Source organism: Candidatus Chloroploca mongolica, from assembly GCF_004762035.2.
Taxonomy (GTDB): Bacteria; Chloroflexota; Chloroflexia; order Chloroflexales; family Chloroflexaceae; genus Chloroploca; species Chloroploca mongolica.
This window is the reverse complement of record NZ_SIJK02000064.1, coordinates 1-23,229: the sequence shown is the minus strand read 5'-3', so window position 1 is coordinate 23,229 and position 23,229 is coordinate 1. Positions and strand designations below refer to the sequence as shown.

21 protein-coding genes are annotated in these 23,229 nt (G+C 61.8%); 14 read left to right on the top strand and 7 right to left on the bottom strand.

The window, feature by feature from the left end:
* Positions 1–146: 146 nt before the first annotated feature.
* The 9 genes from EYB53_RS21645 (at position 147) to EYB53_RS21605 (ending at position 8,131) form a co-directional block, all read left to right on the top strand.
* The gene (locus EYB53_RS21645; protein WP_135480972.1) at positions 147–395 is read left to right on the top strand and encodes a hypothetical protein; all 249 of its coding nucleotides are present in this window, start codon (positions 147–149) and stop codon (positions 393–395) included.
* Positions 364–729, top strand: a complete 366-nt coding sequence (locus EYB53_RS21640; protein ID WP_135480970.1) for a type II toxin-antitoxin system PemK/MazF family toxin — start codon at positions 364–366, stop codon at positions 727–729. Before EYB53_RS21645 ends, EYB53_RS21640 begins: the two co-directional genes overlap by 32 nt.
* Before the next feature lie 452 nt (positions 730–1,181).
* On the top strand, positions 1,182–1,319 hold the full coding sequence (locus EYB53_RS21635; RefSeq protein WP_167857540.1) for a hypothetical protein: 138 nt from the start codon (positions 1,182–1,184) through the stop codon (positions 1,317–1,319).
* 372 nt (positions 1,320–1,691) lie between these two features.
* A complete protein-coding gene (locus tag EYB53_RS21630; protein WP_135480968.1) occupies positions 1,692–2,900 on the top strand; it encodes a plasmid pRiA4b ORF-3 family protein in 1,209 nt (402 codons plus the stop codon).
* Positions 2,897–4,801 (top strand): SWIM zinc finger family protein, encoded by a 1,905-nt coding sequence (locus EYB53_RS21625; RefSeq protein WP_135480966.1) that lies wholly within the window; start codon positions 2,897–2,899, stop codon positions 4,799–4,801. The genes EYB53_RS21630 and EYB53_RS21625 overlap by 4 nt, the downstream gene beginning before the upstream one ends.
* A 415-nt stretch (positions 4,802–5,216) precedes the next feature.
* The gene (locus EYB53_RS21620) at positions 5,217–5,813 is read left to right on the top strand and encodes a DUF305 domain-containing protein (protein WP_135480964.1); all 597 of its coding nucleotides are present in this window, start codon (positions 5,217–5,219) and stop codon (positions 5,811–5,813) included.
* A 57-nt stretch (positions 5,814–5,870) separates the two neighbouring features.
* Positions 5,871–6,575 carry a response regulator gene (locus EYB53_RS21615; RefSeq protein WP_205712720.1) on the top strand — a complete coding sequence of 235 codons (705 nt, stop codon included), beginning with the start codon at positions 5,871–5,873 and terminating at the stop codon, positions 6,573–6,575.
* Positions 6,572–7,714, top strand: coding sequence for a sensor histidine kinase (locus EYB53_RS21610; protein ID WP_135480962.1), 1,143 nt, complete (start codon positions 6,572–6,574; stop codon positions 7,712–7,714). Before EYB53_RS21615 ends, EYB53_RS21610 begins: the two co-directional genes overlap by 4 nt.
* A 96-nt stretch (positions 7,715–7,810) precedes the next feature.
* Entirely contained in the window at positions 7,811–8,131 is a 321-nt protein-coding gene (locus tag EYB53_RS21605; protein ID WP_135480960.1) for a hypothetical protein, read from the top strand.
* 169 nt (positions 8,132–8,300) lie between these two features.
* Here EYB53_RS21605 and EYB53_RS21600 read toward each other — a convergent pair whose 3' ends face one another.
* Complete coding sequence (locus tag EYB53_RS21600; protein ID WP_135480958.1) at positions 8,301–9,347, bottom strand: ROK family protein; 1,047 nt, start codon at positions 9,345–9,347, stop codon at positions 8,301–8,303.
* A 132-nt stretch (positions 9,348–9,479) separates the two neighbouring features.
* On the opposite strand from EYB53_RS21600, the gene EYB53_RS21595 reads away from it, so the two are divergent.
* Positions 9,480–9,911 carry a hypothetical protein gene (locus EYB53_RS21595; protein ID WP_135480955.1) on the top strand — a complete coding sequence of 144 codons (432 nt, stop codon included), beginning with the start codon at positions 9,480–9,482 and terminating at the stop codon, positions 9,909–9,911.
* 29 nt (positions 9,912–9,940) lie between these two features.
* On the opposite strand, the gene EYB53_RS21590 is transcribed toward EYB53_RS21595, so the two are convergent.
* Positions 9,941–11,590, bottom strand: a complete 1,650-nt coding sequence (locus tag EYB53_RS21590; RefSeq protein WP_135480953.1) for an effector-associated domain 2-containing protein — start codon at positions 11,588–11,590, stop codon at positions 9,941–9,943.
* 499 nt (positions 11,591–12,089) lie between these two features.
* On the opposite strand from EYB53_RS21590, the gene EYB53_RS21585 reads away from it, so the two are divergent.
* Positions 12,090–12,353 (top strand): DUF2442 domain-containing protein, encoded by a 264-nt coding sequence (locus tag EYB53_RS21585; RefSeq protein ID WP_135480951.1) that lies wholly within the window; start codon positions 12,090–12,092, stop codon positions 12,351–12,353.
* Between the two features lie 52 nt (positions 12,354–12,405).
* Here EYB53_RS21585 and EYB53_RS21580 read toward each other — a convergent pair whose 3' ends face one another.
* The 5 genes from EYB53_RS21580 to EYB53_RS21560 are packed head-to-tail and all read right to left on the bottom strand — an operon-like array spanning position 12,406 to position 19,881.
* Positions 12,406–15,003 (bottom strand): SUMF1/EgtB/PvdO family nonheme iron enzyme, encoded by a 2,598-nt coding sequence (locus tag EYB53_RS21580; RefSeq protein ID WP_135480949.1) that lies wholly within the window; start codon positions 15,001–15,003, stop codon positions 12,406–12,408.
* A gap of 2 nt (positions 15,004–15,005) precedes the next feature.
* Positions 15,006–16,097 (bottom strand): VWA domain-containing protein, encoded by a 1,092-nt coding sequence (locus EYB53_RS21575; protein WP_135480947.1) that lies wholly within the window; start codon positions 16,095–16,097, stop codon positions 15,006–15,008.
* Positions 16,094–17,020: an AAA family ATPase gene (locus EYB53_RS21570; protein WP_205712719.1), complete on the bottom strand. Its 927-nt coding sequence runs from the start codon at positions 17,018–17,020 to the stop codon at positions 16,094–16,096. Before EYB53_RS21570 ends, EYB53_RS21575 begins: the two co-directional genes overlap by 4 nt.
* 15 nt (positions 17,021–17,035) lie before the next feature.
* Positions 17,036–18,124 carry an effector-associated domain 2-containing protein gene (locus EYB53_RS21565; protein WP_135480944.1) on the bottom strand — a complete coding sequence of 363 codons (1,089 nt, stop codon included), beginning with the start codon at positions 18,122–18,124 and terminating at the stop codon, positions 17,036–17,038.
* 2 nt (positions 18,125–18,126) lie between these two features.
* Entirely contained in the window at positions 18,127–19,881 is a 1,755-nt protein-coding gene (locus EYB53_RS21560; protein WP_135480942.1) for an effector-associated domain 2-containing protein, read from the bottom strand.
* Between the two features lie 143 nt (positions 19,882–20,024).
* On the opposite strand from EYB53_RS21560, the gene EYB53_RS21555 reads away from it, so the two are divergent.
* The 3 genes from EYB53_RS21555 to EYB53_RS21545 all read left to right on the top strand — a co-directional run bounded on the left by EYB53_RS21555 (position 20,025) and on the right by EYB53_RS21545 (position 22,990).
* The gene (locus EYB53_RS21555) at positions 20,025–20,396 is read left to right on the top strand and encodes an effector-associated domain 2-containing protein (protein ID WP_135480940.1); all 372 of its coding nucleotides are present in this window, start codon (positions 20,025–20,027) and stop codon (positions 20,394–20,396) included.
* 297 nt (positions 20,397–20,693) lie between these two features.
* Positions 20,694–21,572, top strand: a complete 879-nt coding sequence (locus tag EYB53_RS21550) for a caspase family protein (protein ID WP_135480938.1) — start codon at positions 20,694–20,696, stop codon at positions 21,570–21,572.
* A gap of 20 nt (positions 21,573–21,592) precedes the next feature.
* Entirely contained in the window at positions 21,593–22,990 is a 1,398-nt protein-coding gene (locus EYB53_RS21545) for a hypothetical protein (RefSeq protein WP_135480936.1), read from the top strand.
* Positions 22,991–23,229 lie beyond the last annotated feature (239 nt).

The following is a 23,229-nucleotide window of genomic DNA, read 5'->3' as shown; positions in this document are numbered from 1 at the left end:
CTATCATCTGGGGAGTTGGAAGCCACCTCAGCAGATGCCGGTCAGAAAACTTTGTTGACAAACTCCTCTTGAGTGATTGGGGGTGCCTCTCACGTGCGCTTCTGTCCTTGCTCTGCTAGCATACGATCATACACAAGGAGGATCGTATGTTCCGCACACTTCAGGGCGTGTTTCGCAATGGCAAGATAGAACTCGTTGAACACGGGGATGAGATTGCAAACGAGACACCCGTATTAGTGACCATCTTGCCCGTTGGGCTTGATCTCGCCGCCTACGATCTTGATCAAGCACAGGCAGCCGACCTGCGCGCCCGTCTTGCCGTGTTTGCTGCGGATTGGGATCAGCCTGAGATGGACGTTTACAATGACTACGACATGGCCAAGCAGCAGATATAAACGTGGCGATGTGGTTCTGGTGCTTTTTCCCAACGCCGATCTGCGCACCGCCAAAACACGTCCCGTTGTGATTGTCCAGGCGACGAATGTGGGTACAGGCTTGGCTCAATATGTCGTAACGATGATTTCAAGCAATACGAAACGGGCAAATCACCCAAGTCGCGTGTTGGTGCGACAAGCAAGCGAAGAAGGAAAACGAGCAGGGCTTCTTCCTGACTCAGTGGTAATGACGGACAACGTAGCGACCGTGGCAGCGACAGAGATAACACGACGGATCGGCGAACTTGACATGACAAAGGTCGACGCTGCGCTTCGTCACACGTTCGGGCTATAACTTCGTCGGCCTCCATTGCGCAGACTGGGGCCATGCGACCGTCTTGCTCTGGTTCAGCTTCGCGGCAAGGCTGTTGACCGCCACGCTCTCGTTTCATCCGGGTCAGGGGTGGAGGCTATGGCGCTATGGCTCGCCACCGACTGCGTATCCACGGTCTTCTTCCTGGAACTCATTGCCCGTTCATCACAACCGCGGTGATACGCTGCTCAGCGCATCACCGTGGCGGCGTCCCTGCATGCGCTGAAAGCGTTGATGTGCAGTGATACCAATTGTGGCATTGAGCAAGCCGCATCGGCAGGACTGCCAGGGCGCATTGGAAAGCAAAAAGCTGAAAACTGAAAGCTGAAAACCGCACTGCTCCACAATGCTGATTCGCTGCGCTTTCATCTTTCTGCTTTCTGCTTTCAGTTTTCCCTTGGGCTATCCGTGAGATCGGTCAGCGCAGCGCCGAATTGAATGAGACGGCTATCGCCGTTGCCCAACGCCTGCAGGCGTCCGACTCGCGCACGGCCCGCTGGGTCGGCAGCGATGCCCTACGCGAGTTGACCAGCGCGAAGATCGCCCGGCATGTGGCCCGGCGCGAGCTATAGATATATTAGAGGCGGTCTGAAAAGGCGACGGTTTGCTTCGGAGTGCCGGCTTTAGCCGGCTAAAGCCGGCACTCCAAGGGCACACCACGTGGTGGCGCACGATGCTGACACCCTTTTCAGACAGCCTCTTAGACTTAATCTCGACAACAGCACCTAAAACATGTATCATCTGGGGAGTTCGGTCAACCTTTGTGAGCGACTAGGGGCATTTGCCATGGAGCCAACGTTGCGAGATCTCGGTGGATAACCGCAGCACCTGATGGCGGCATGCACTTCCAGGTGCCCCAGATTACTGGAAACGCTTTACAGATTCATGCCGCCTCAGACTCTCTTGATGCGGCGCGACTCTGCACTATGTGAAAGGGTAACGCGATGGGTGAGGAAGACCACCCTCTGGAGGATTGGCTCTTTATCAGCGCACGGGTGCCTCCGGGCAACCTTGATCAGCACTTCCTGCGTTTAGTTCGCACATCGCTTGACCAGCTAGAGAAGGCTTTGGCTGGTGAAGCTGGCAGCAAGCAACGCTTCAGCGATCTGCTGCCGCCTTTCTACGAGCTAACCCCGCTGACCTTGCCGCCCTCTGAGCGCGAGCGTGCCCAGCAGCTCGCCGTCCAGCTCGCGAAGCGCGGCACCAGGGACGCGGCGAGGGCCGAGGCGTTTCTGCTCAATGCGATCGGCTTCACCCAGGCCACCGAGTCGCTTCCCTTCTGGCAGGCGCTGCTCGACCTGAAACGCTCGCGCGACAGCTTCGCTCCGCGCAGGCGACAATTCGCCGTGGGGGCCCTGGCCCTGCTCGCGATCAGGCAGGCGAGCCCGGCCGCGTACGCCGCACTTGACGCCGCGCTCCAGCACACGAATGAGCAGGTGCGCGCCCAGGCTGCCTACTACCTCGGCAGCGCCTACGCCATCCCTAGGCGTCCGCTCCCCGAGCATGTTTTGGTTGCGCTCAATGCCTGCGCATCCAACGACCCCGCCTTCGAGGTGCGCTACCAGGCCCGCATGACTCTGCGCTACGTTGGGGTGCCAGCCCCGCTCGATCGTCCTGGTGGCGTCTACCTGTTCAGGGTGCAACTCAGAGACGACCGTTCGGGCGCGACGCGCACCATCGCTCTGCGCCCTGAGCAGACCCTCGAGGATCTGCACTTCGCGATCCAGGACGCCTTTGCGTGGGACGCCGACCACCTCTATAGCTTCTTCCTGCGTGGGAAGGAGTTCGACGCCGTCTACGAGATCTCCGGCCCCGATGGCGACCCCTTCGCGGGTGCGCTCTTTGGGGAGGATCTGCAGCTGATCACGGGTGAGGAAGCTGCAGGCGTAGAGGATGATGAGGACGTTGAGCCCCTGGATGCCACCACCGCTGTGCTCGGTCAGTTGGGCCTGCGCGTCGGCCATACGCTGCTCTACTACTTCGACTACGGCGACGACCACAAGTTTGATGTCACGCTCGTGACGATCCAGCCGCAGGCTGAGCCGGGCGACTATCCGCGTCTGGTCGAGTCAACGGGGGACGCGCCGCCCCAGTACTACGGCGACGAAGATGAGGATGATGAGGAAGATGATGACTGGGAGGAAGAGATATGACGATCATCCCGGGCCTCAGCGAGCAGGTGATCCGCCGACACGCCGCAGGCGAAATGTTCAGTCGCGGTGAGGACTACGTTCGCGAGGGCATGGTCGCTGGCCTGACGCTACATGAGGGCGTCCTGGAGGCGCTGGTGCATGGCAGCCAGTACGACCCCTACCGCGTGCGCGTCACCTTCGACGCCGGTGGCCTGGTTGCGGCGACCTGCACCTGCCCCGCTGCAGCGCACGCATGGTGCAAGCATATGGTCGCCGCTCTGCTCGTCGCGCTCCGGCAGCCCGAGTCCGTCCAGGTCGCGCCGTCCCTTGCGGCGCTGCTGGAGTCCCTCGACCGCGAGCAGCTCATGGGCCTGCTGCTGCGCATGGTCGCACGCCAGCCCGACCTTGCCGATATGCTTGCGGGAGAGGTTGCGGCCACGCAGTCCGCCACGCCACCGCGCGCTGCTCCGGCGCGCCCGCCCATAGACGTCGGCCCGATCCAGCGCCAGGTGCGCACGCTGCTTCGCGCATCGTACCGTGATTATAACGACTACTATGACGATGGCCCATCCAGCATGATCACTGAGGGTATGGGCGACATCCTCAACCAAATACGCGGCTTTGTCGAGGGCGGCGACAGCGCCAACGCCCTGAGCCTACTTCAGGCGATCACCGAGGAGTGTCGTGCGGGCCAGTATGCCTTCGACGACTCTTACGACACCCTTGACCCCGTCTTCGACAACCTGGGCGAGCTCTGGGCCGAGGCACTGCTCGTAGCAGATCTGCGCCCCGATGAGCTGGAGGAGTGGGCCGAACAGCTCGCGGAGTGGGCTGACGATACGGCGGACTATGGGAACGACCATGGCCTGCGGCTGGCGATGAAGGCCGCCCTGGAGGGTTGGCACGACCCGTTGATCGTCCGCGCCCTGCGCGGCGAGCCGGTGCTCACCCCTGCGCCGCGTGTGGTCGAGGTGGGCGAGCGTGAGGCGTCGGAAGCGGACGAGGGCTCGGACGGCGATGACGACGATGAGAACGAGAGCTTGGACGACAAGGATGAGGAGTGGGACGAGGCACCGCTCACCACGGTGCGAGCGTCGGCGACCGCCCCGCGTCCCAAGCTGGCCCTGATCCGGCTGCGCATCCTGGAGCGCCAGGGTCGCCTGGAAGACTACCTCAACCTCGCCGCAGCCTACGAACTGCATCGCGAGCGTGCCCTGATGCTGGCCCACCTGGGCAGAGCGGAGGAAGCTGTCACGGCGGGCATCGCGACCCTTGCCAGCGCCGCGGATGCCCTGGCGCTCGCCATGGCCCTGCGCGAGGGCGGCGCGCTCGACGCGGCACTTCGGGTCGCCGAGCATGGCCTGGGTCTGGATGGGCTGCGGGGTGCCCTGGGCGACTGGCTGGCCTCGTTCGCGCCTGGACTTGGCCGACCTGACCTGGCCCTGCGTGCGGCAGAGGTGGCCTGCGCCAGCGAGCCGAGCATGGCACGCTACCTGGCCGCCCGCGAGCTCGCTGGCGAGGACTGGCCCGAGTTGCGCGCGCGGCTGCTCGACCAGCTGCGCAAGGGCGCCGGGGGCTGGATAGGCTCCCGCGCCCAGGCCGAGATCTTCCTGCACGAGGGTCTGATTGATGATGCGATCAAGGTGGCCGAGCGAAACAGCTACGGCGTGCTGGAGCTGGTGATGGACGCGGCGATCACCACCCGACCCCAGTGGGTGATCAAGAAGGCCATCGCCCAGGCTGTGCCAATTATGAACGGCGGGAAGGCTCAGCACTACGACCGGGCGGTGAACTGGCTGCGCCGGGCCCGCGATGCCTACCGCGCCGCAGGCCAGGCAGACGCCTGGGAGCGCTACCTGGCGGAGGTGCGAGCGATCCACGGGCGCAAGTACAAGCTCATGGGGCTGCTCAAGGAGCTGTGATCACAGCCTCGTCCGGCTAAAGCCGGCACTCCGAAGCAAACCGTCGCCTTTTCAGACAGCCTCTGAAGTGAAGGAGCGAGCGCAATCGCATCGCACAGGTCGCTGAAGTGTCATCGCCACATCAAGATCATTATAGCATCCCAGGTGCCACACCTCAAAGCCGTTGAACTAGGCCAATTGCATCTTCTGCCGTGGCCGTCAATGGCTCGGCTAGGGGAAACGAAGGCCATCTTCGTGGCCTGATCCAGTCGGCGCAGGCCGGCTTTGCCCACCGGAGCCGAGGCGTTGACGCCGACGGTGGGGTTGCTCATCGATACGTTCTTGACCTCATCTTGAACATGACCATACGTCATCTTGAGCTTGTGTATGTACACTGCGCCGTAGACTGCCTTTTTCAAGCAAAGGATACACTTCGATGCGCCTCAAAACACTCTTGGTCTCATGGATACTTCTCGCTGCAGCAGGGCTGACCGTCGCGTGCGGTGTGGCCCCGTCGACCGTCGCGCCTTCCGCCACCGGCGCGCCGGATATGGCTGGAATGGATCACGCAACGATGCAGAACACCGGCGATACGCCCTATGATGCGCTTTTCATCGATAGCATGATTGTCCATCACGAGGGTGCAATTGTTATGGCGCAACAGGCGCTTGAATCGTCCGAACGCCCGGAAATTCGGCAATTGGCCGAGGCAATTGTCAGCGCACAGCAAACGGAGATCACGCAGATGCGCGACTGGCGATCCGCCTGGTATCCCGATCTGGCACCAACCAGTGGCATGCAGATGGACATGGGGCCAATGATGGTTGCCGCAGGAAGTACGCCTTTCGACCAGCGGTTTATTGAAGCGATGATCCCGCATCACGAAGGCGCGATCTTGATGGCCGAAGACGCCTTGCCGAACGCAGAACGCCAGGAGATCAAGAACCTCGCTCAGGCGATCATCACGGCGCAGGAAGCCGAAATCGCCCAGATGCGCCAATGGTTGCAGGAATGGTACAGCATCACGCAATAGCATAGTATCATACCTGTATGATGCTCGAAGCTGTTTCGATTGATGAGGTAACGTGACGTGACGGCGACTGCGCGAACGATCCTGATTGTTGACGATGAAGTACGACTGCGCACCCTCCTGCACAGCTATCTGGTGCAGGAGGGGTTTCGCGTGTTGCAGGCCGGCGATGGATTGGAGGCGCTCGACCTCCTGCGCGCCGAGCAGCCCGATCTCATCGTGCTTGACCTGATGCTCCCTGGTCTTGATGGGCTAGAGGTCTGCCGCCGGCTGCGCACCTTCTCCGACGCCTATGTGCTGATGCTTACGGCGAAAGCTGAAGAGATCGATCGGGTGATCGGCCTTGAAATCGGCGCCGATGATTATCTGACCAAACCCTTCTCGCCACGTGAACTGGTGGCTCGTGTCCGCGCCATGCTGCGCCGCCCGCGCAATAGCCTGGATATAGCCGGAGTGCAGCAGCCCCTACGCTTTGGCACCCTGATCATCGATCTTGCCCGCCATGAAGTCATACTCGAGGATGTGCCGCTCGGACTGACGAACCTGGAATACGAGTTGCTCACGGTCCTGGCGTCAGCGCCGGGGCGCACCTTCACCCGCGCGCAGCTGCTCGACCGGGTCTGGGGCGCCGATTACTTCGGCGACGATCATGTCGTCGATGTCCATATCGCCAACCTGCGCAAGAAACTCGGCGAAGACTCCACGCAGCCCCGCTTTATCATCACCGTCCGTGGCGTGGGCTATCGGTTTGGAGATCGGCGATGATCCCCACCACACATCGGGGGAGCTTGTATACCCGGCTCTTCCTCGCCCACCTGCTGGTGATCGTCGCCGGCACGGCGACCCTCCTGGCGGTGACATTGCTCACCGCGCACACCCTGCACGACCGACTGATGATTGCCATGCTCGGCCCGGAGCTAGCGCTCGCGGCTGACCCGGCCATGGACGCAATGGAGCGGGCGACGAACGATGTCTTTGAAGCGGCCATGATACAGGCGCTGTTGATCAGCAGCGGCGCGGCCAGCCTTGTGGCCGTGGTGGTTAGCCTGCTCCTCTCACGGCGGATTGTATCGCCGATCCAGCGTCTGCTCGACGCCAGCCGCCGCATCGCCATGGGGCACTACAGCGAGCGGGTTCCCGCCGTCGGCAATGATGAACTGGCCGCGCTTGCTAGCCAGTTCAACACCATGGCTGACGCCCTTGAGTCAGCCGAACGACGGCGTGTTGCGCTGATCGGCGATGTAGCCCACGAGTTGCGCACGCCCCTGGCAACGATCGAAGGCTATGCCGAAGGTGCGATCGATGGGGTGGTTGCAACCAATGATGCGACCTGGGCGCTGATTCTGGATGAGGCCGGTCGGCTGCGGCGCCTGGTGACCGACCTCCAGGAGCTCTCGCGTGCGGAGGCGCGGCAGCTGCCGCTTCACCCCACCTTGATACCACCGGCAGCCTTGGTCGAGCGTGTCCGCGCCCGGCTCGCACCGCAGTTTGCCGAGAAGGGCGTCACCCTACGGCAGGAACTGCCGACATCCGCCCCAGCGATCCTGGTCGACCCGGATCGCATCACACAGGTGCTGATCAATCTATTGGGCAATGCCCTGCAGCACACGCCGTCCGGCGGGGTCGTCACCATCAGGGTCATTGCTGAGCCGTACGCCATGCGCTTTCAAATTCAGGACACCGGCAGCGGAATTGCTGCCGAGCACGTGCCCCATCTCTTTGAGCGCTTCTACCGGGTTGACAAAGCGCGTGCGCGTACGACTGGCGGCAGCGGAATCGGCCTGACCATCAGCAAGGCACTGATCGAGGCCCATGGCGGCACAATCTGGGTGGAGAGTGCCGGGTTGGGTCAGGGCACGGTCGTTCGTTTCATGCTACCCGCAGCATGCTTGACCAGATCTTGAGCATAAGGCGCACCAAGCCTTGACCTTGCCGCACGATCATCATCACCGAGACAAGCATGATCCACGCAATGCGTGAGCATGGAGGAACCAGCGCTGATGAGCGAATTTGGCATGATGGCTGGCATGGACTGGCTCGCACCGTCCGCCGAGGACGATGCTGCCGAGGGCGAGGACGCCGAGACCCTAGCCCGCCGGGCCGAGCTTGTAGACAAGCGCCGCAAGCTCGTCGTCGCCGTGGTGCTCGGTCTCCCGATCTTCGCGCTGGCTATGGCCCGCGACTTCGGGCTGATCGACCCGTGGTTCATCGGCCAGGTCGCCGAGATGATGCGCCAGATGCCCGGTGCCTCGATGGCCGAGATGAACTGGGCCAGCATGAGACGGACGCGTTGGAGCCCTGGCACACCGAGTATCGCATAGAGAACGGTCTGGCCGCACCAGCAAAGCGAGCGCACCCAGCCTGGATCCAGACGTGCTGCAAACAGGTTCGAGAGGGCCAGGCCCTCTCGCGAACCCGTGCATCGCTCGCCCCTCCTGCCTGGCGTGTACCCCAAAGGCCCCTGCGTCGCTGCTTCGCTTCACCTCACCTCTACCCCTGTGCCAGGCGCGCATGATACAGCGCCACCAGAGCTGCGCCGATCGCCTGCGAGAGATCGCCCAGGGTTGCGGGCACCACGCGCATGTTGGCCTGCTGGGCGGGCCACAAGTGGGGATAGGCCGCCTCCCAGACCTGCTGCAGGTAGCGCTCGCGAAAGGCTACAGAGGTCGACTCGGTGTCCATGAGCCCCCCGCCGATGACCACGAACTGAGGATCGAGGGCCATCGCCAGCGTGGCGACGTGCAGGCCAAGGGCGCGCGCCTGAAAGTCGAAGATCTCGGTGGCGAGTTGGTCGCCCTGCTGGGCGAGGCTGCGCAGGGCGAACGCCCGCTCTTTGAGGCTCAGCGGCAAACTCGCCAGCGGGTGATCGGGCCGTGCGACGAGCTTCTCGGCGAGCAGCAGCGGCAGGCCCGCCAGGGAGGTGTAGCTCTCGACACAGCCCCATGTCCTGCCGCAGCCGCACGGGTAAGGGCGCACGTCGAGCAGGTGCAGTGGCGCGGGCATATGCGCTGCTTCCATCCCGGCGAGCGTCGCGCCATCGAGCGGCAGGCCGTGCTGGTCAATGTAGGCGCAGCCAAGGCCAGAGCCGGGGGCAAGCATCAGGACGCTGCCGGTGCTGCTGCCGCGCACGCGCTGGGCCTCGGCGACGCCGCCCATGTTACCGTCATTGCCCACCGCCAGCGCGATTGCGCGTCCAGCCCGCTCGGCAAGCGCCCGGCTGTAGGCGCTGTAGACATCGAAGCCGACGAAGCTCTCAGGCAGGTTCGGCCCACGCTCGAGCACGCCATAGCTCCGCCGCGGTCCCGGGATGGCGACCCCGACCCCGCGCACCTGATCCCACTGGAGATTGTTCTGCTCAAGGTAGGTGCTGATAGCTTCGACCCACCCTTGTACGACCATAACGGGCCCAAGGTGAGCATCAGTCGATCGCTGGAGCAGGTTGGTCGACACGGGGGTTGCATCTTCCCAGACGCCCCCGATCTTCGAGGTTGTCGCACCACTATCGGTACCGATATAGACGGGTTGCTGTGCGCGCATAATCATTTCAGCTTTCAGTTTTCGGCTCTCTGCTTGCCCTTCTTCCCCGCAAGAAACTACCCACGCCAACCTGATTGTGAAACTCCACCCTGGTTATAGTATACCGTACTTAGTACTAATACCCTCGCCACAATGACCACCTTGTCGGCCCCCGAACAATTAAGCATCCGTACTGTTCCATCATCGTCGGGTGAGCCGTACCGCCTGAAGAGGCGCACAAAACGGGTTTTTGTCGTATCGTTGGGGTGCGAAACCAAAACCAGCGAACCCAACAAAAGCCCATGCGCGATCGTATCACACGCTTTCTTTTCCAGCCTGGTGGGCAAACCGGTGCCGGGCCGGGCCTTCTTCACGCTGTCGCTGATCAGTACCAAGCAGTGGCGTTCGTTTCCCATCCAGGTGGGCCAGCCGTTCCGCGAGCGCCTGCCCAACGGGTCGGTGCAGATCCGCGATCTGGGGTATTTCAACCTGGAGGACTTAGCCCGCGACACGGCCGATGGGCGCTGGTGGAACAATCCTTTATGCAACGGGTTTCCGCGAGCGATCTGTCCAAGGGCAGTCTAGCACATAGGGTGGGCGGCAATATCAATGCCTCACGGGCGCAACACATACGCCGCCTGGTAGTGCCCTTCGCTATTCAGTTCATACCATTGGATCGGGCTGCCCGCTTTGAGGCCCCAGCCAATGAGGATGGACACCCCAAGCGGGAGCGCACCAAAGAGGTGAATGGTTGCACCAGGACGGCTCTGCGTGCTCAGCAAGGCACACACTTGTTGGGCAATCGCAGCCCCTTCTTCCGGCGTAAGTTCATACGGCTCGCGATGCAGCGCAAGTAGCAGGCGTGTGCCGATCCGCCGGTGCGTTTCTGCGGCAACCTGGTCTGAGCGCGTCGCCAACCACTGATCAACCGCCTCGGTGACCCGTGCCGCGCCCTGGGTAACCGCGAGTTCAACCACCCGATCGTCGCCATCGTTGTCCACCAGCGTCTCGGTGAGGGTCAGTGGCGCTGGGATGGACACGGCGGCATCGGTGCGCCACACCTGATCGCGATTGTCAGTGTAGTGGATCTGAAAGCCGGCGCGCTGACAAAAAACAGCCCCAAACGCCAACCCCGCCGCGTTTCGCGCAAACGCCCGCAGCGCAAGCACGCTCTTCTGCTCGCGCCGAAACATCCGTACATACCGCTCGAGATCCGGGAAAAGCTGCTGCTCCCATGTCAGCGGCGTCGGATCGCCTGACCCAAACGCCTCGATCCAATCGATCAGAACCTCATCAGGGCGTGCATCAATGCCACTGCGGAGTTTCGGATGCGCAGCCAGGCAGACAGCGACCATGCTCTGTTGTGGTGCGGCAATGGTCGCAACCGTGCTTGCTGGTTGTTCAGCGGCAGAAACCTGGGCGTGATGCTCACGCACACATCCGAGTAACCAGTCGCGTCCTGGAAAGACAGTTTTGACCAGAATAATGACGGGTGGCACCAACGAAACCGGATTGTTATGCACGCGTACGTGGTGGGTTTGCATATCCAGTGACCAGGAGACGATGACCCCACCATCGGGGGATGCATGCGAGATCTGACTCTGCTTCTGAATGAAGATGCCCATCTGCTCGGGGCAGCCATGCACAAAAACAAAACAGAGCAACCCGTTTGGATTGCGTAAGCCGGGACGTAAGCGGTAGTTGTGTGGCAAACGTCGGGTGATCTCAAAAAAGCTGGTTCGCAAGGCAACGATCTCTTCATGCGTGAGTCCATCGGCAAACACAAACGCCACCAGATCGATCGTCAAAGGGGTTTCGCGAAAGCCAATCAATGCGAACGCCGCATGACGCGCATCACGCGAGACATCATGAAATTGATGCTCGGTCACGAGCTTTTGACGGAGCAGTTCAATAAAATCAGCGTCATATGCAGAGCGCGAGGAAGGATCTCCCTCCGGGAACAAGTCTTCATCGGCTAACACGAGAGCGTGCCAAAAATCATCAACCGCCTGCATCGGGGCACTGCCCCCGTCAAAAAAGCGCACCCCGTCAAGCAACGCTTCCATCGCGCCACGATAGTTGTTGCAGGTCGTCACGATACTCAGCGCATCGGCCCGGCTCTGCGCGTGGCGGGGGATGGCATTGCGCACATGGGTCTCAAGAAAGTCGAGCACACTCCCGCGCTGGTGGCTGTCTTGCATTGCAGGGCAGGCCAGCAAAAGCTCAACGAGCTGGCCGCGCTCTTGGATGGTCAGTTGACGCATGGTTTGTCCTTTGGGTGAACGGCCGCCCCCGCTTGCTGCGGGCACCGGCCAACGAAAATCTGTGCCCCGTCGGCATCAACGCCGTCGGCTACGGGGGCGAAGCCGGCCTGCGCCGATTGGATCAACCCTTCGCACCTTTGCGTCAAAAAACGGGTCTCATTTGAAACATTCCAGCCTTCTCGCTTGCATCGATGAGCCTGAACGGGTACACTTGAAAGAACTACTTTGTCCTGCTGAGTATCAAATGGCCCGCAGGCCAGTGATGTCGTGAGCAACCAGTTTGTTGCACCGGCCCGCCCATGTCACCCCGAACGCCGCCCATGTCACCCCGAACGCCGCCCATGTCACCCCGAACGAAGTGAGGGGTCTTCCATGACGATCAGTGCAGATTCCTCACTGCGCCTGCGGCTTCGTTCGGAATGACCGCGGAGGCGTTGCGATCCGACTATCCATGAGGTTTGTTGCTCAGAAGCAAAGCTATGCATCAGGGAGGTGCATAATGGTAAACGTGCATGCTGTTGAGAGCATTTCAAGTGATAGTACCTACCTTTACCTGACCGTCGATGGGCAATCCTATCGCATTCGATGGGAGCATTGCTCCCCGCGTTTGAGGCAGGCGACCGTTGCGCAACGAAAACATCTGGAGGTATCACCATCTGGCTATGGCATCCACTGGCCGGAGGTGGATGAAGATCTGGCGCTTACGCCGTTGCTTCAGGACGCAGAGCGCATGATCGCCGAGCCGGTGAACGAAGAAGGGTAGCACCCGCCTGGCTGTGCCATCCTATGGTCCGCCGGAACACAGCAGACAGCAATCAGGATTCAGAACCGGGCAACGGAGAATGACTGGCGACCCGCAACCCGCTGATGACGAGGTTGCGCGGGATGCTGCTGACGCGGTACGAAGCCCGGACGTTCTCTTTCTTGCTGTACCACGATCCACCACGTATTCTCCGAACCTTGTCAGCTTCCAGATACGCTGCCTGCCACTCGTCTTCCCATTGATACGGATAAGATTTGCCAGACTTTGTCGCGCACCATTCCCAGACATTGCCGGCCATGTCCAGCACCCCGTACGGGCTGGCACCGGTCGGATACTGGTCGACTGGGGTCGTGCGTTTGTGTCCAGCCTCCTCGCTATTGCACCGCCCGTGCTCCCAGGTATTGCCCCACGGCCAGATGCGTCCGTCGGTGCCGCGGGCGGCTTTTTCCCATTCAGCCTCGGTCGGAAGGCGGAACTCGTGTCCGGTCTGCGCACTCAGCCAGCGGCAGTAGGCGACCGCCTCGAACCAACTCACGCCCACGACGGGATGCTGCGCACCATTCCAGGTCGAGTCGTTCCACCACCGAGGGGTAACAATCTCTTCCTGCTCGCGCCACGCCCAGCTCTCCTTCGTCCAGTAGGCGGGGTTGGTGTAGCCATCGCCCTCGACGAAGGGCCGAAACTGCGCGTTGGTCACCGGGGTCTTGCCGATCCAGTAATCGGGCAGCATCAGCGTGTGTTGCGGTTTTTCGTCTGCATACGCCATCCCATCCGCAGCACTGCTGCCCATCAAAAAGGGTCCCGCCGGGATGTGGATGAGGTGCGGCACCCAGGTGGGCAGCGGCGTCGCCGTCGTTGCTCCCGCATCTAGTGGCGCGACGACCGTTGGTGAAGCTACATCCAGCACCCGCCCAACCACCTCGGCCAGCCAGGCGTTCCGTGGTGCCCAGGTCTCGCCTGCTGGCCTGGCGAGGCCGATCAGTTCCAACCGGGCCATGTCGTCATCGAGGCGCGTGAAGGGCGGTGGGTCGCTGAGCAGGCGGCGGGCTGCGTCTTCGAGTTGATATGCGCGCAGGTCGTCGATAATGCGGCGCAGCAGCGGGTCGCCGTGCTCGATTTCGCCAAGCGCGGTTGCCAGTGCGTTCGCCGCCAGGGGATCGCCGGGCGGCGTTGCCTGCACAACGAGTTCGGCGATGCGCCGGGTCAGGTAGGGGTGCCCGCCGACGCGGTCGTAGGTCGCCGATGCCAGGTCGTCCACGAGCTTTTCAGGCAGATCCAGACTGCCGAGATCTTCCCACATCAGGGCGACCGCTTCGGTTTCGCTCAGATCACCCAGGTAGATCGCTTCGCAGATGTTGAGCAGCGGCGACGCCTCACTGCGCCCAAGGTCATATAGCTCGATGCCGCCGCTCACGATCACCTGGAGCTTGGCGAGCGCCCGAATTTCGCTCCGCATCTCGAAGATGGAACGCACGGTATGGGCCAGCTTCTCGTGGGTTGCGACGGGCAATGCGCCCCATTCATCAAGCATCAGCACGAAGCGGTTGATGTCGTCGCGATCGAGCGCTTCGATTAGGAAGCTCTGGAAGGTCGTGCCCTCCTCAACGCCTGTGGCTTCCACGCCAGCCGGGAGCGACTGACTGATCTGAGTGGCGAGATAGGCAAAGGCGCGCTCAGTGGTGGCCCCCTGGATCGCCTGAATATCAATGCGACACACATCGACCTGGGCAAATTGTTGCAAGGCGGCTTCCAGGTGCCGCAAGAGGCTTGTTTTGCCACTCTGCGGCGCCCCGTAGAGCACCACGTAGTGGTTGACCGGCTCCAGGCAGAACTGTTGCAGCAGGGCGAGTTCGGTTTCACGGCCATACAATGGCGGCAACGCCAGCCCCGGTCTGGCTGGCGTGACGCGGTCATCTGGAGAATTGCGCGACTCTGGGGGCAGCAAGCCCCCCGGGGCCGGCATCGTTTGCCCCAGGATCGTGACTGATATCTGAACCTGGGTTGGCTCTTCGGTGAGCGTGCGGGCGGGATCGGCGAGCAAGCGCCGGATCAGGTCGGCATAGGCGATCAACGCGGGATACGCCTCCATCTGCGGGGCGAGGGTCTGCGCGAGGCGGGTCAGGCGGGTGAGTTCGGCGCGCGTGCCGGTGGCGGTGGGGCTGTCGGCGATGGCTTCTAGGTTCTTTTGAAGCGCCTCAACCAGGGTGTGTACGGCCTCTTCGCGCTGGTCGTCCAGGCAGACCATGGCGGCCAGTTGCTGCGCCTGGAGTTCGGGGTCGCTGAAGATGGAACGTGCGCGGCTGAGGTGATGAATATAGCGGATCAGCAGGCGCGCCACATCTTGCATGCGGCGCGCACCAACGCGGGCTTGCAGGTCGTTGATCAGGTAGGCCCGCACCGCCGCATCCATCGCGTATTGTTCGTAGCCGACGGGCCGACACAGCTCCGAGAGCAGCAGATCCACTTCAGCGACCCACGGCACCTGCCCACGCAAGAAGGTATTGCGCAGATTGTGGACCAGTTCCGGCGTCAGGATCAGCGGCAGCGCCGCGTGGCAGGCCAGCAGACGGTATGACTCGTCGAAACGACGGACAAACCGTTCCACCATCTGTCGGGCATCATCTTCGGTTGGTGCAGTGGCTGTGTCCATAGTTAGTGATACCGCAACGGTTGCCCACGAAGAACATCAATCGCATTGCTCAGGCCATCGGCATCCATCTGAAACATATGGCCGCGCAAGAGCCCGGCAATCACCTGGGCCGACGAGTGCGCCCAGCGTTCGTGGGGCATTGGGTTGAGCCAGGCCAGCAGCAAGGTGTGCTGTTCAACCTGGCGCACAAAGGTGCGCGTCGCCCGAATGCGCTCCGGATCGCGGTAGCCGCGCGCCGCCCCGGCGTCGCTCGCAATGAGGATGCTGGTCTCGGGCGTGCATCGCTCCAGGAGGTGTGCCAGTTCGATGGAGGTGGTCAAGTGCGGATCGGTCGCGAGATGTTCGGCGGGGACATTGTGAAAATAATAGACCTCCACCTGCTCAAGGCTGCGTTCGTCCTGCGCCGTGGTCGCGAGATCGCGGGTAAAGCGGTGAAAGGGCATCATCGAGCCGTTCTGGTCAATCAGCAGCACCAGATGAGCGTGATTGCGCTCTCGTCGACGATAGACAGGCCCCAGAAAGATGCCCGAGCGCGTTGTTATGTCAATCGTTGCCGCCAGATCAAGCAGGTCGCACGGCCCATCGGCGAGCGGACGACGCAGATACCGCCAGGCGTAGGCCATCTGCCGGCGCGTGATCGGCCATGAACTGCCCAGTTCCAGATGGGCGTCGACGGGGGCCGGGGCAAAGGGCACATAGAAGGGCAGCGGTTCCAACCGTGCGGCGGCACCAGCGGCGGTTGGCGGCAACGGCTCAGGCGGCAGGGCTTCCGGCCTGGGCTGCTCAGGAGGAGTAACGGGTGAAGGATCGTCCGGTGCCGGGGGCGGTTTGTGCTCATCGATGCGCTGCGGTGCACCCTGCATCGTGCGCGCCAGCGTCGTCGCCCACACATCATCGAAGATCTGCTCCTCAGCGGGGGAATGGCACCAGACGAGCCGGATGGGCAGCCGCGCTTGCTCGTCCGCCTCAGGCTGCCAGGAAGCGTCGGTGATGTCAAGCACCGCCAGCAATTCGCCCACCCCCAGCACCAGGCCCTGCTGCCGCAGCGCCAGAAACAGGGTGATCACAAAATCGGTGGTCTGGAAGGCACTCATCGCTGGTCAATAATCGCATGCCAATCGGCACGCAGCTTCAGCAACACTTCTGGATACGGCAGCGGCCCGTCCGCCGTGAGTTGGCTCGCCGGCTTGAAGTTCGCCAGCGCCTCGAGCCAATCGAGAAACTCGCTTGTGCCCGGCTTCTTATGCAACCGTTCGCCATTGCGCAGCGCAAGAAAGCGCGTGATCGCCAGATCGGTGGTTGGCGGCACCACCATGCCGCGCCGGGCAAAGTGGGTCGCAACAATCGTCTTCAACTGCGCTTCCGGGAAGGTAATGAAATGGTAGATGCACCGGCGCAAAAACGGGGCCGGCAAATTGCCCTTCTCTTTGTTACTGGTAATCACGATGATCGGGCGATACGCAGGAACAGCCTGGATCTTCTGCCCGGTCTCCTGAATCTCAAACGCCCACGGCTCGTCGAGCACCGTGAGCAAGTCATTGGGGAAATCAATATCGGCTTTGTCAATCTCATCAATCAACACCACCGCCGGGCGATCGCGCAGTTCAAACGCCTTGCCGATGGCCCCCATTTGCACATAGTGCTGCGGATTGCCCGGATCGCTACGGCTCGTATCTTCCGTCTGCCCCGCCAGAAGATGGTGAACCTGCGCATCATGCAAACGGCGGATCGCATCATAGGCATAGAGCCCATCCTGGGCCTTGCTGTTCGAACGCACATACCAGGGATAGAGCGGCAGGCCAAGCTCAGCGGCCACCGCGTGCGCCAGGCGCGTTTTGCCACAGCCGGCTTCACCCTCAAGCAGCAGTGGGCGGCCCAGATGGATCGCCAGATTGACCGCCCGCACCAGTTCCGGCGAAGCCAGATACGGCTCCAGATGGGTGGGGGCATCGGGATGGCGCTCGGCGGGCTCGTGCTCCATATCACCAGCAAAGACATACGCGGAACGAGGCAACATCACCTTCTCCTCTTGCTATGGGGCATACGTATCACGCAACAGATCGGCCACCAACCGGGGCGTGCCGTTGATGCTGCTGGCATAAATGCGCTCGGCTTCGCGATCAATGACCCGCCTAGGGGACGTGGCTAGACGCGAAGACCTCGACAACCAGATCCGAATATCATCGACCGACCAGGGTTCAAGCGGCAAGCAGGTAATCCGCTTACTGTCAAACCTCCCATCGGGACACAGATGCGGCGTCAAGGTCTCAGGCGGGATCTGCGTATTGGTCACAAGTACCGCCACCACATAGACGCCGTACAAATCTTGGGAGGCAATGGCAAGTGCATCAACCATCCGCGACCAGAAGTGCTCGACAAACCAGGCGAAGAGCCGTTCCTCGGCATGATGCCATCCTGAAAGTTCAAGCAGGATCACTTTTTTGCTGTGTATTGACAAGCATATAGCCTCAATCAAGCTCGTCATATAGTGATCGCGATCATCACCATGATCATGCACCGCAAACCACTCGCCCAGACGCCGCAAGAGACCCTGTTCATCATGATGCATCCCCGGTTCAAACCCGATCGGCTTCGTATCAATAGAAATGGAATAGGTCACCTCTTTCAGCCGACCATCAATGCGTTGCATCAGCCACCGGGACCCCATAGCATAGCTATTTTGCAGCAGAAAGAGTGCTGCGCCACCGGTGGTGCCCATATCTCGCAGCGCCACCTCGAACGTCTCGATCGCCTGGGTAAAATCGATCCGACAGAGCGACGCCTCAAGCTGCTGCGGGTTCGCCGGGAGAGGCTGCCCAGGTACGTTGGGGGCCGCACCTGCAAGACCGTGCCAGAACGCCTCAAGCGCCTGCAGCGGGGCACTGCCCGCATCAAAACAGCGCACCCCCTCCAGCAACGCGTCGAGTGCGCCAGGGTAGTTGGCGCAGGTACGGGCAATATTGATCACATCCGCACGATCCTGATCCCGCCGAGGAAGCGCGCCACGCACATTGTCTGGCAGAAAGGCCAGCACATCACCGCGGATGCCCCGATCTCTGATCGCATCACACGCAAGCAACAGATTAGCCAGTTCAATCAGCTGCGCATTCGTCAGTTGCATGGTTATCGTTTCTGCTGCCAAAAATCATCAACCGCCTGCATCGCCACCGTGCCACCATCAAAAAAGCGCACCCCGTCAAGCAGCGCGTCCAGTGCACCCGGATAGTTGTTGCAGGTCGTCACGATACTCAGCACATCGGCCCGGCTCTGCGCGTGGTGGGGGATGGCACTGCGTACGTGCGCCTCAAGAAAGTCGAGCACACTCCCGCGCTGGTGGCTGTCTTGCATTGCAGGGCAGGCCAGCAAAAGCTCAACGAGCTGGCCGCGCTCTTGGATGGTCAGTTGACGCATAGCGTGTCCTTGGGGGGTAGCTGCTGGCGACGATGCGCCGCCAGTGGGCGCTGCTGGTTGTTCCTCTGGGTGGGCCGCTGGCGATGATGCGCTGCCAGTGGGCGCTGCTGGTTGTTCCTCTGGGTGGGCCGCTGGTGATGCACCGCCTCCAGTGGGTGATGCTGGTTGTCCGTGGGGGTGGGCCGCTGGTGATGAACTGTCTCCAATGGGCGATCCCTGGTGGTCTGGAGGGTTGACGTCTGGTTGAAGCGTGTCGCCACTGGTATGCCGTCGTTCATCCGCGACTGGTTGCACCAGATAGAGTGGGCGCTGCTCGCGGGTGCGCAGGTAGAGCGTCGGCACATACCAGCTTGCACCGTCGCTCTCGAGCACATAGAGTGAGCGGCGCGCCTCGGCGACTGCGGCCTGTACCGACTGACCACGGGCGAGTTCACCATAGAAGACTTCGCTAAAGCGGGTCGCCGCCGTGACGCGCACCGTCAATTGCATCGCGACCACCGCTTCGGCAACGGCACTCAAGGCCGGGGCCACGCCCGTAAAGAGCCCCGTGGACAGGCCGTCGGTGACCATCGCTGATTGACAGGCAAAGAGCATAATGAGCCGGATGCCACCCAACAGGGCAGACAGGCGTCCGGCGCTCACCAGTTCATATCTGCTCCCCCGCGCCTCGCTATCGAAGACCAGGGAGCCCTGACCGTGGTCATAGCTGCCATGGCCGTAGTAGTGAATGATATCGGGGGTTGGCCCGCGGCGCATGCGATCATCCAGGGTGCGCGCCGTCACCGGTGAGAGTTCATCCCAGGTCAGCAACCCCTGATCCTGCAGGATCGTCCAGCTCTGGAGGCGCGCGGCACGTTCGGCATCGCGTACCTCTGGTGGAATGCCGGCGCGTGGCGCGAGCGCCAAGATATGCAGCGTGTGGCTTGCTGGCAAGGGCGGGGAAAGGGCCTCATCCAGATCGAGATAGCGCTCGAGCGCATCAAGCTGACGGCCACCACGTGACAGCAGCAACGCCTGACGCTGATCCCAGAGCGCCTCCCACGGCAACGCCGCCAGTTCCACCGCCTCGGGCGGAAAGCGCAGCACATACGTCAGCGCTTTCCCCTGGCTCCGCGCCGACTCACGAGCCAGGCGCAGGGCGAGTTCCCCGTCACGGTCATCAATCAACGCCGCATACAAGCGCTGCCCAACGCACCGATGCACCTCGGGCACCACCCGGTCGGCCTCCCAAAGCCCAGCGCGAACCAGGTGCTGCACCTCTTCCGGGCTCACATCCGGCCCCACGCCAGGATAACCGGGGCGTTGCGCGGCATCAAGCGCTTTGAGCACGGTGGGCAACACGTCGCTGGCATAGGGCACGACCAACGAACTGGTGCGTGTCCCCCCAGCCACGCTCTCCCACCTAATCCGCGCCCCATCGCGCGTTGGCGTAAAACGCAGCGTCAGTTGATCGGAAGGCTCAGGCATCGTTTGCTTCAGAACTCACCTACGAATGAGGATATGCCGAAAGTATACCATATCAGATCGGTTTGGCACATGTATAGGGATCGTCCATGCTATAATTCTGCTGCTGATTTCTGCCAAGCGCGATCACACGAGGAGCCTCCCCTATGCCCCCACCAGCCCTCACCAACCCGCAACGCAATCACTTGATTGGCCTGCTCTGTGCATGCGATGCCATTGCGGATCAAGGCACCCGCGAGCTGATTGTGCGTCAGTTGCGTGATGGTATTCGTCACAACATTACGCGTCATCCCGCAATGAAGGCCGATGTCGCTAATATTGTGCAACGGTGTTTACAGTTTCCGGGTGGCCTCGAAGAGTTGGTGCAGGCAATCTATGGGTTTGAGGGTGACTCGTTCCGGATGCAGGCGTTGGTCAGTTGGCTACGCAGTGAAGTCAGTTACCCAATCGTAAACGATTGGGCTTGTCTCTGGCGCTACGAACCCGAAGGTCAGCATCCGAGACGTTCGGCCTACTGACAAAGGCCCTGTCGGGCGAACCCGACAGCGAGTGCAGATGCAGAAGCATACGACCTTGAACCTTTTACCCGTTCGAGGATTCCCGAACGGAACCGGCAAGATTCAGTTTTCAAGGTGCGTTTCAACCGTCTCCACCGGCGAACCGGCTTCGTGCCTTGCACACGAATAAGTGTACCACAGAACATATTTTTTGGCAATAGAAAGCGGCAAACGGCGCTGTGGGCTAAAGCCGCTCAAGCAGGGCGCTTCCTCCCAGCCGTAAACGTGCTGGGCTTCCGCGCCTAAAGGCAAGCAACTGTGAAGCTCACTATCGATCTGCCTCTTCATGCACCAGCGCCAGTGGAACCGAGCGATCCCACGGCGTCGTTACCCGCACCCCGCGGCGATCCCGCGCCGCAGCCACCCGCACCGCGCCCGCCGCCTGGCCCGGTGCGGCAGCGCTGGGCCTTGCTGGTCGGGATCAACGTGTACAATGAGCCAAGCTATGCCACGCTGCGCTATTGCGTCAATGATGTGCGTGCCCTCGCAACGCAGTTGGCTGACGGCGGTTATACCGTGGTCGCTATGCACGATGAGCTTGACCCCAAGAGTCATCGCTTTCCCAGTCGGGAGAACGTGGAAGCGGAGTTGCGGAGCATCTGTGACAGCGCTGCGCACGATGACTTCATCCTGGTCTTTTTTGCCTGTCACGGGCTGCTGCGTGACGGGCAACGCTGGCTGGCGTTGCAAAATACGCGGGCTCGTTCGCCCCAGTCAGCCCTGGCCCTTGCTGAGGTCGAGGCGATGCTGCGCGCTAGCAAGGCAAACCGCTGCCTGCTGCTGCTGGATGCATGCCATGTCGGCATTGATATCGGACGAAGCATGACCGACCCGGACTTTCTGCGCCATAGCTTTGAACTGGCCGAAGGTTTTGCCGTCCTGGCCGCCAGCACCTCGCAGCAGATCGCCCGGGAATGGCACGCTGTCAAGCATGGGGTCTTCAGTTACTTCCTGCTTGATGACCTGGAAGGAGCGGCGGATCGCGATCACAAAGGCTTCGTAACAGTGGACGACCTGAAGAATCACGTCATTTATGGCCTGCGCCGCTGGAATGTGGAACAGGGCATGCCGCTCCAGGAACCCAATGCCCGCTTTGAAGGCGTTGGTGATATGATCGTGGTGGATCGGCGCTCGTAAGGTTCGCCAAGGAGATCGTGATGCGCCACATATGGCTGTTATGCTTGCTTGGTCTAGGGGTGTGCTGGCTCCTCCTGGCTTCATCAGCGCAGGCCCAGGGTGGCCTGACGGCGACACCAGCGCGCATCAGTGCGGCTGGCGTGACGGGCGAACGCCTGACGCGCACGACCGTGATCCGTGCTACCACGCCGATCACCGGGCTGCAAGGGCTTGCCACGGATCTGATCAGCGACCAGGGCCAGGCCATTCCTGCACCGCAGATCACGATCCAGACCTCGGCAACCCAGGTGGCGGCTGGCCAGGTGCTGACCGTCACGACCACCTTTGATCTGAGGAGCATCGCCAGCGGTGCGTATCAGGGCGAACTGCTGCTCACCTCTGCCAACGATGTCCTGAGTCTCCCCGTGACGGTGCAGGTCAAACACCCCTGGGGCTGGGCGCTCGCGGTGCTGCTGGTCGGCATTGCCGGCGGCGGCGTGCTCACCTATTATCGCCAGCAGGTGCGCCCGTACGACGACATCCTCATTCGTGCCGGGCGACTGCGCAGCCAGCTCCGCAACGATCCCGAACTCATCCCGAGCTTTCGCCAGCAGATCGAGCGTCAATTGATTGATGTCGAAGCTGCCTTGCAAGGGGCTGATCTCGAGCAGGCAAATAGCCAGCTCCGCACCGCCGAAGCGATCTGGCTCCGCTGGCGGCGTGATCGTAGCAACTGGCAAGCACAGGCGACCTTTATCGCTGAGCTGGAGCAGCGCATCGCCAGCGCAAGCATGCCAACAGACACCGCCTACATTCGCACCGTGCAGCAGAATCTTAAGGACGCCACCCGCGACGCCCCGCTGGGCACCCAGGAGCCTGACGCGGTGGCAGGTCGCCTGAAGGCGCAGCAGGAAGCTGTCGCTGACTATCAAGCCATGTTTGAACAGATCGACAGCTTGCTGACCCAGAGCCGCCATGCTCCCTCGCTCCAGCAACGTCTCCGCGCCCTGGAAACCCGTCTCTTCAATCTTGACCCGAGCGACACCACCAATCGCAACTTGCTGCAAACCGAGCTCGCAAACCTGGCGACCGAGGTTGTTCCACCAGAACCAGCACCAGACGCCACGGATGCGCCCTTTGTCCTTGGTGGCGAACGAGGCGTGCAACCTCGTATTTTTGCCATGCCAACGATGCCCTCGGTTGTCCCGGTCACCACCTCAGAAGCCCAGGCCCAGCACGCAAGCGGACGCCGCGTAGGGGAACTCTGGCTCAGCTCAGGCTTTCTGCTCGTGCTCCTTGCGCTGGTAGGACTCGGGCAACTCTACGGCAACAACGCCACCTTTGGGGCCAACCTTTGGACTGACTACGCCACCCTACTCGCCTGGGGCTTTGGCATCGAAGCAAGCCGCTCGGCCATTACGGGGCTGGGCGGGAAGTAGGGGCGCAGCAGCCCTTGGCCCATCCATTGGACAAACGCCCCACCGCATTGCTGCTGCGCCCACTGGCGCGATGGGTGCGCCACCCGCCCCTGGTTGAACCAGGTCAGGCCTGTGGAGTGAGCGTCACCCGGGATCGTTGCATGCCCGCAGCAGGGCGCAGCAGCGATATCGGAGTGCCGACTTCAACGCTTGGTGTGAGATAGACAAACGAAAGGTGTCGACTATCATGGATGAAATAC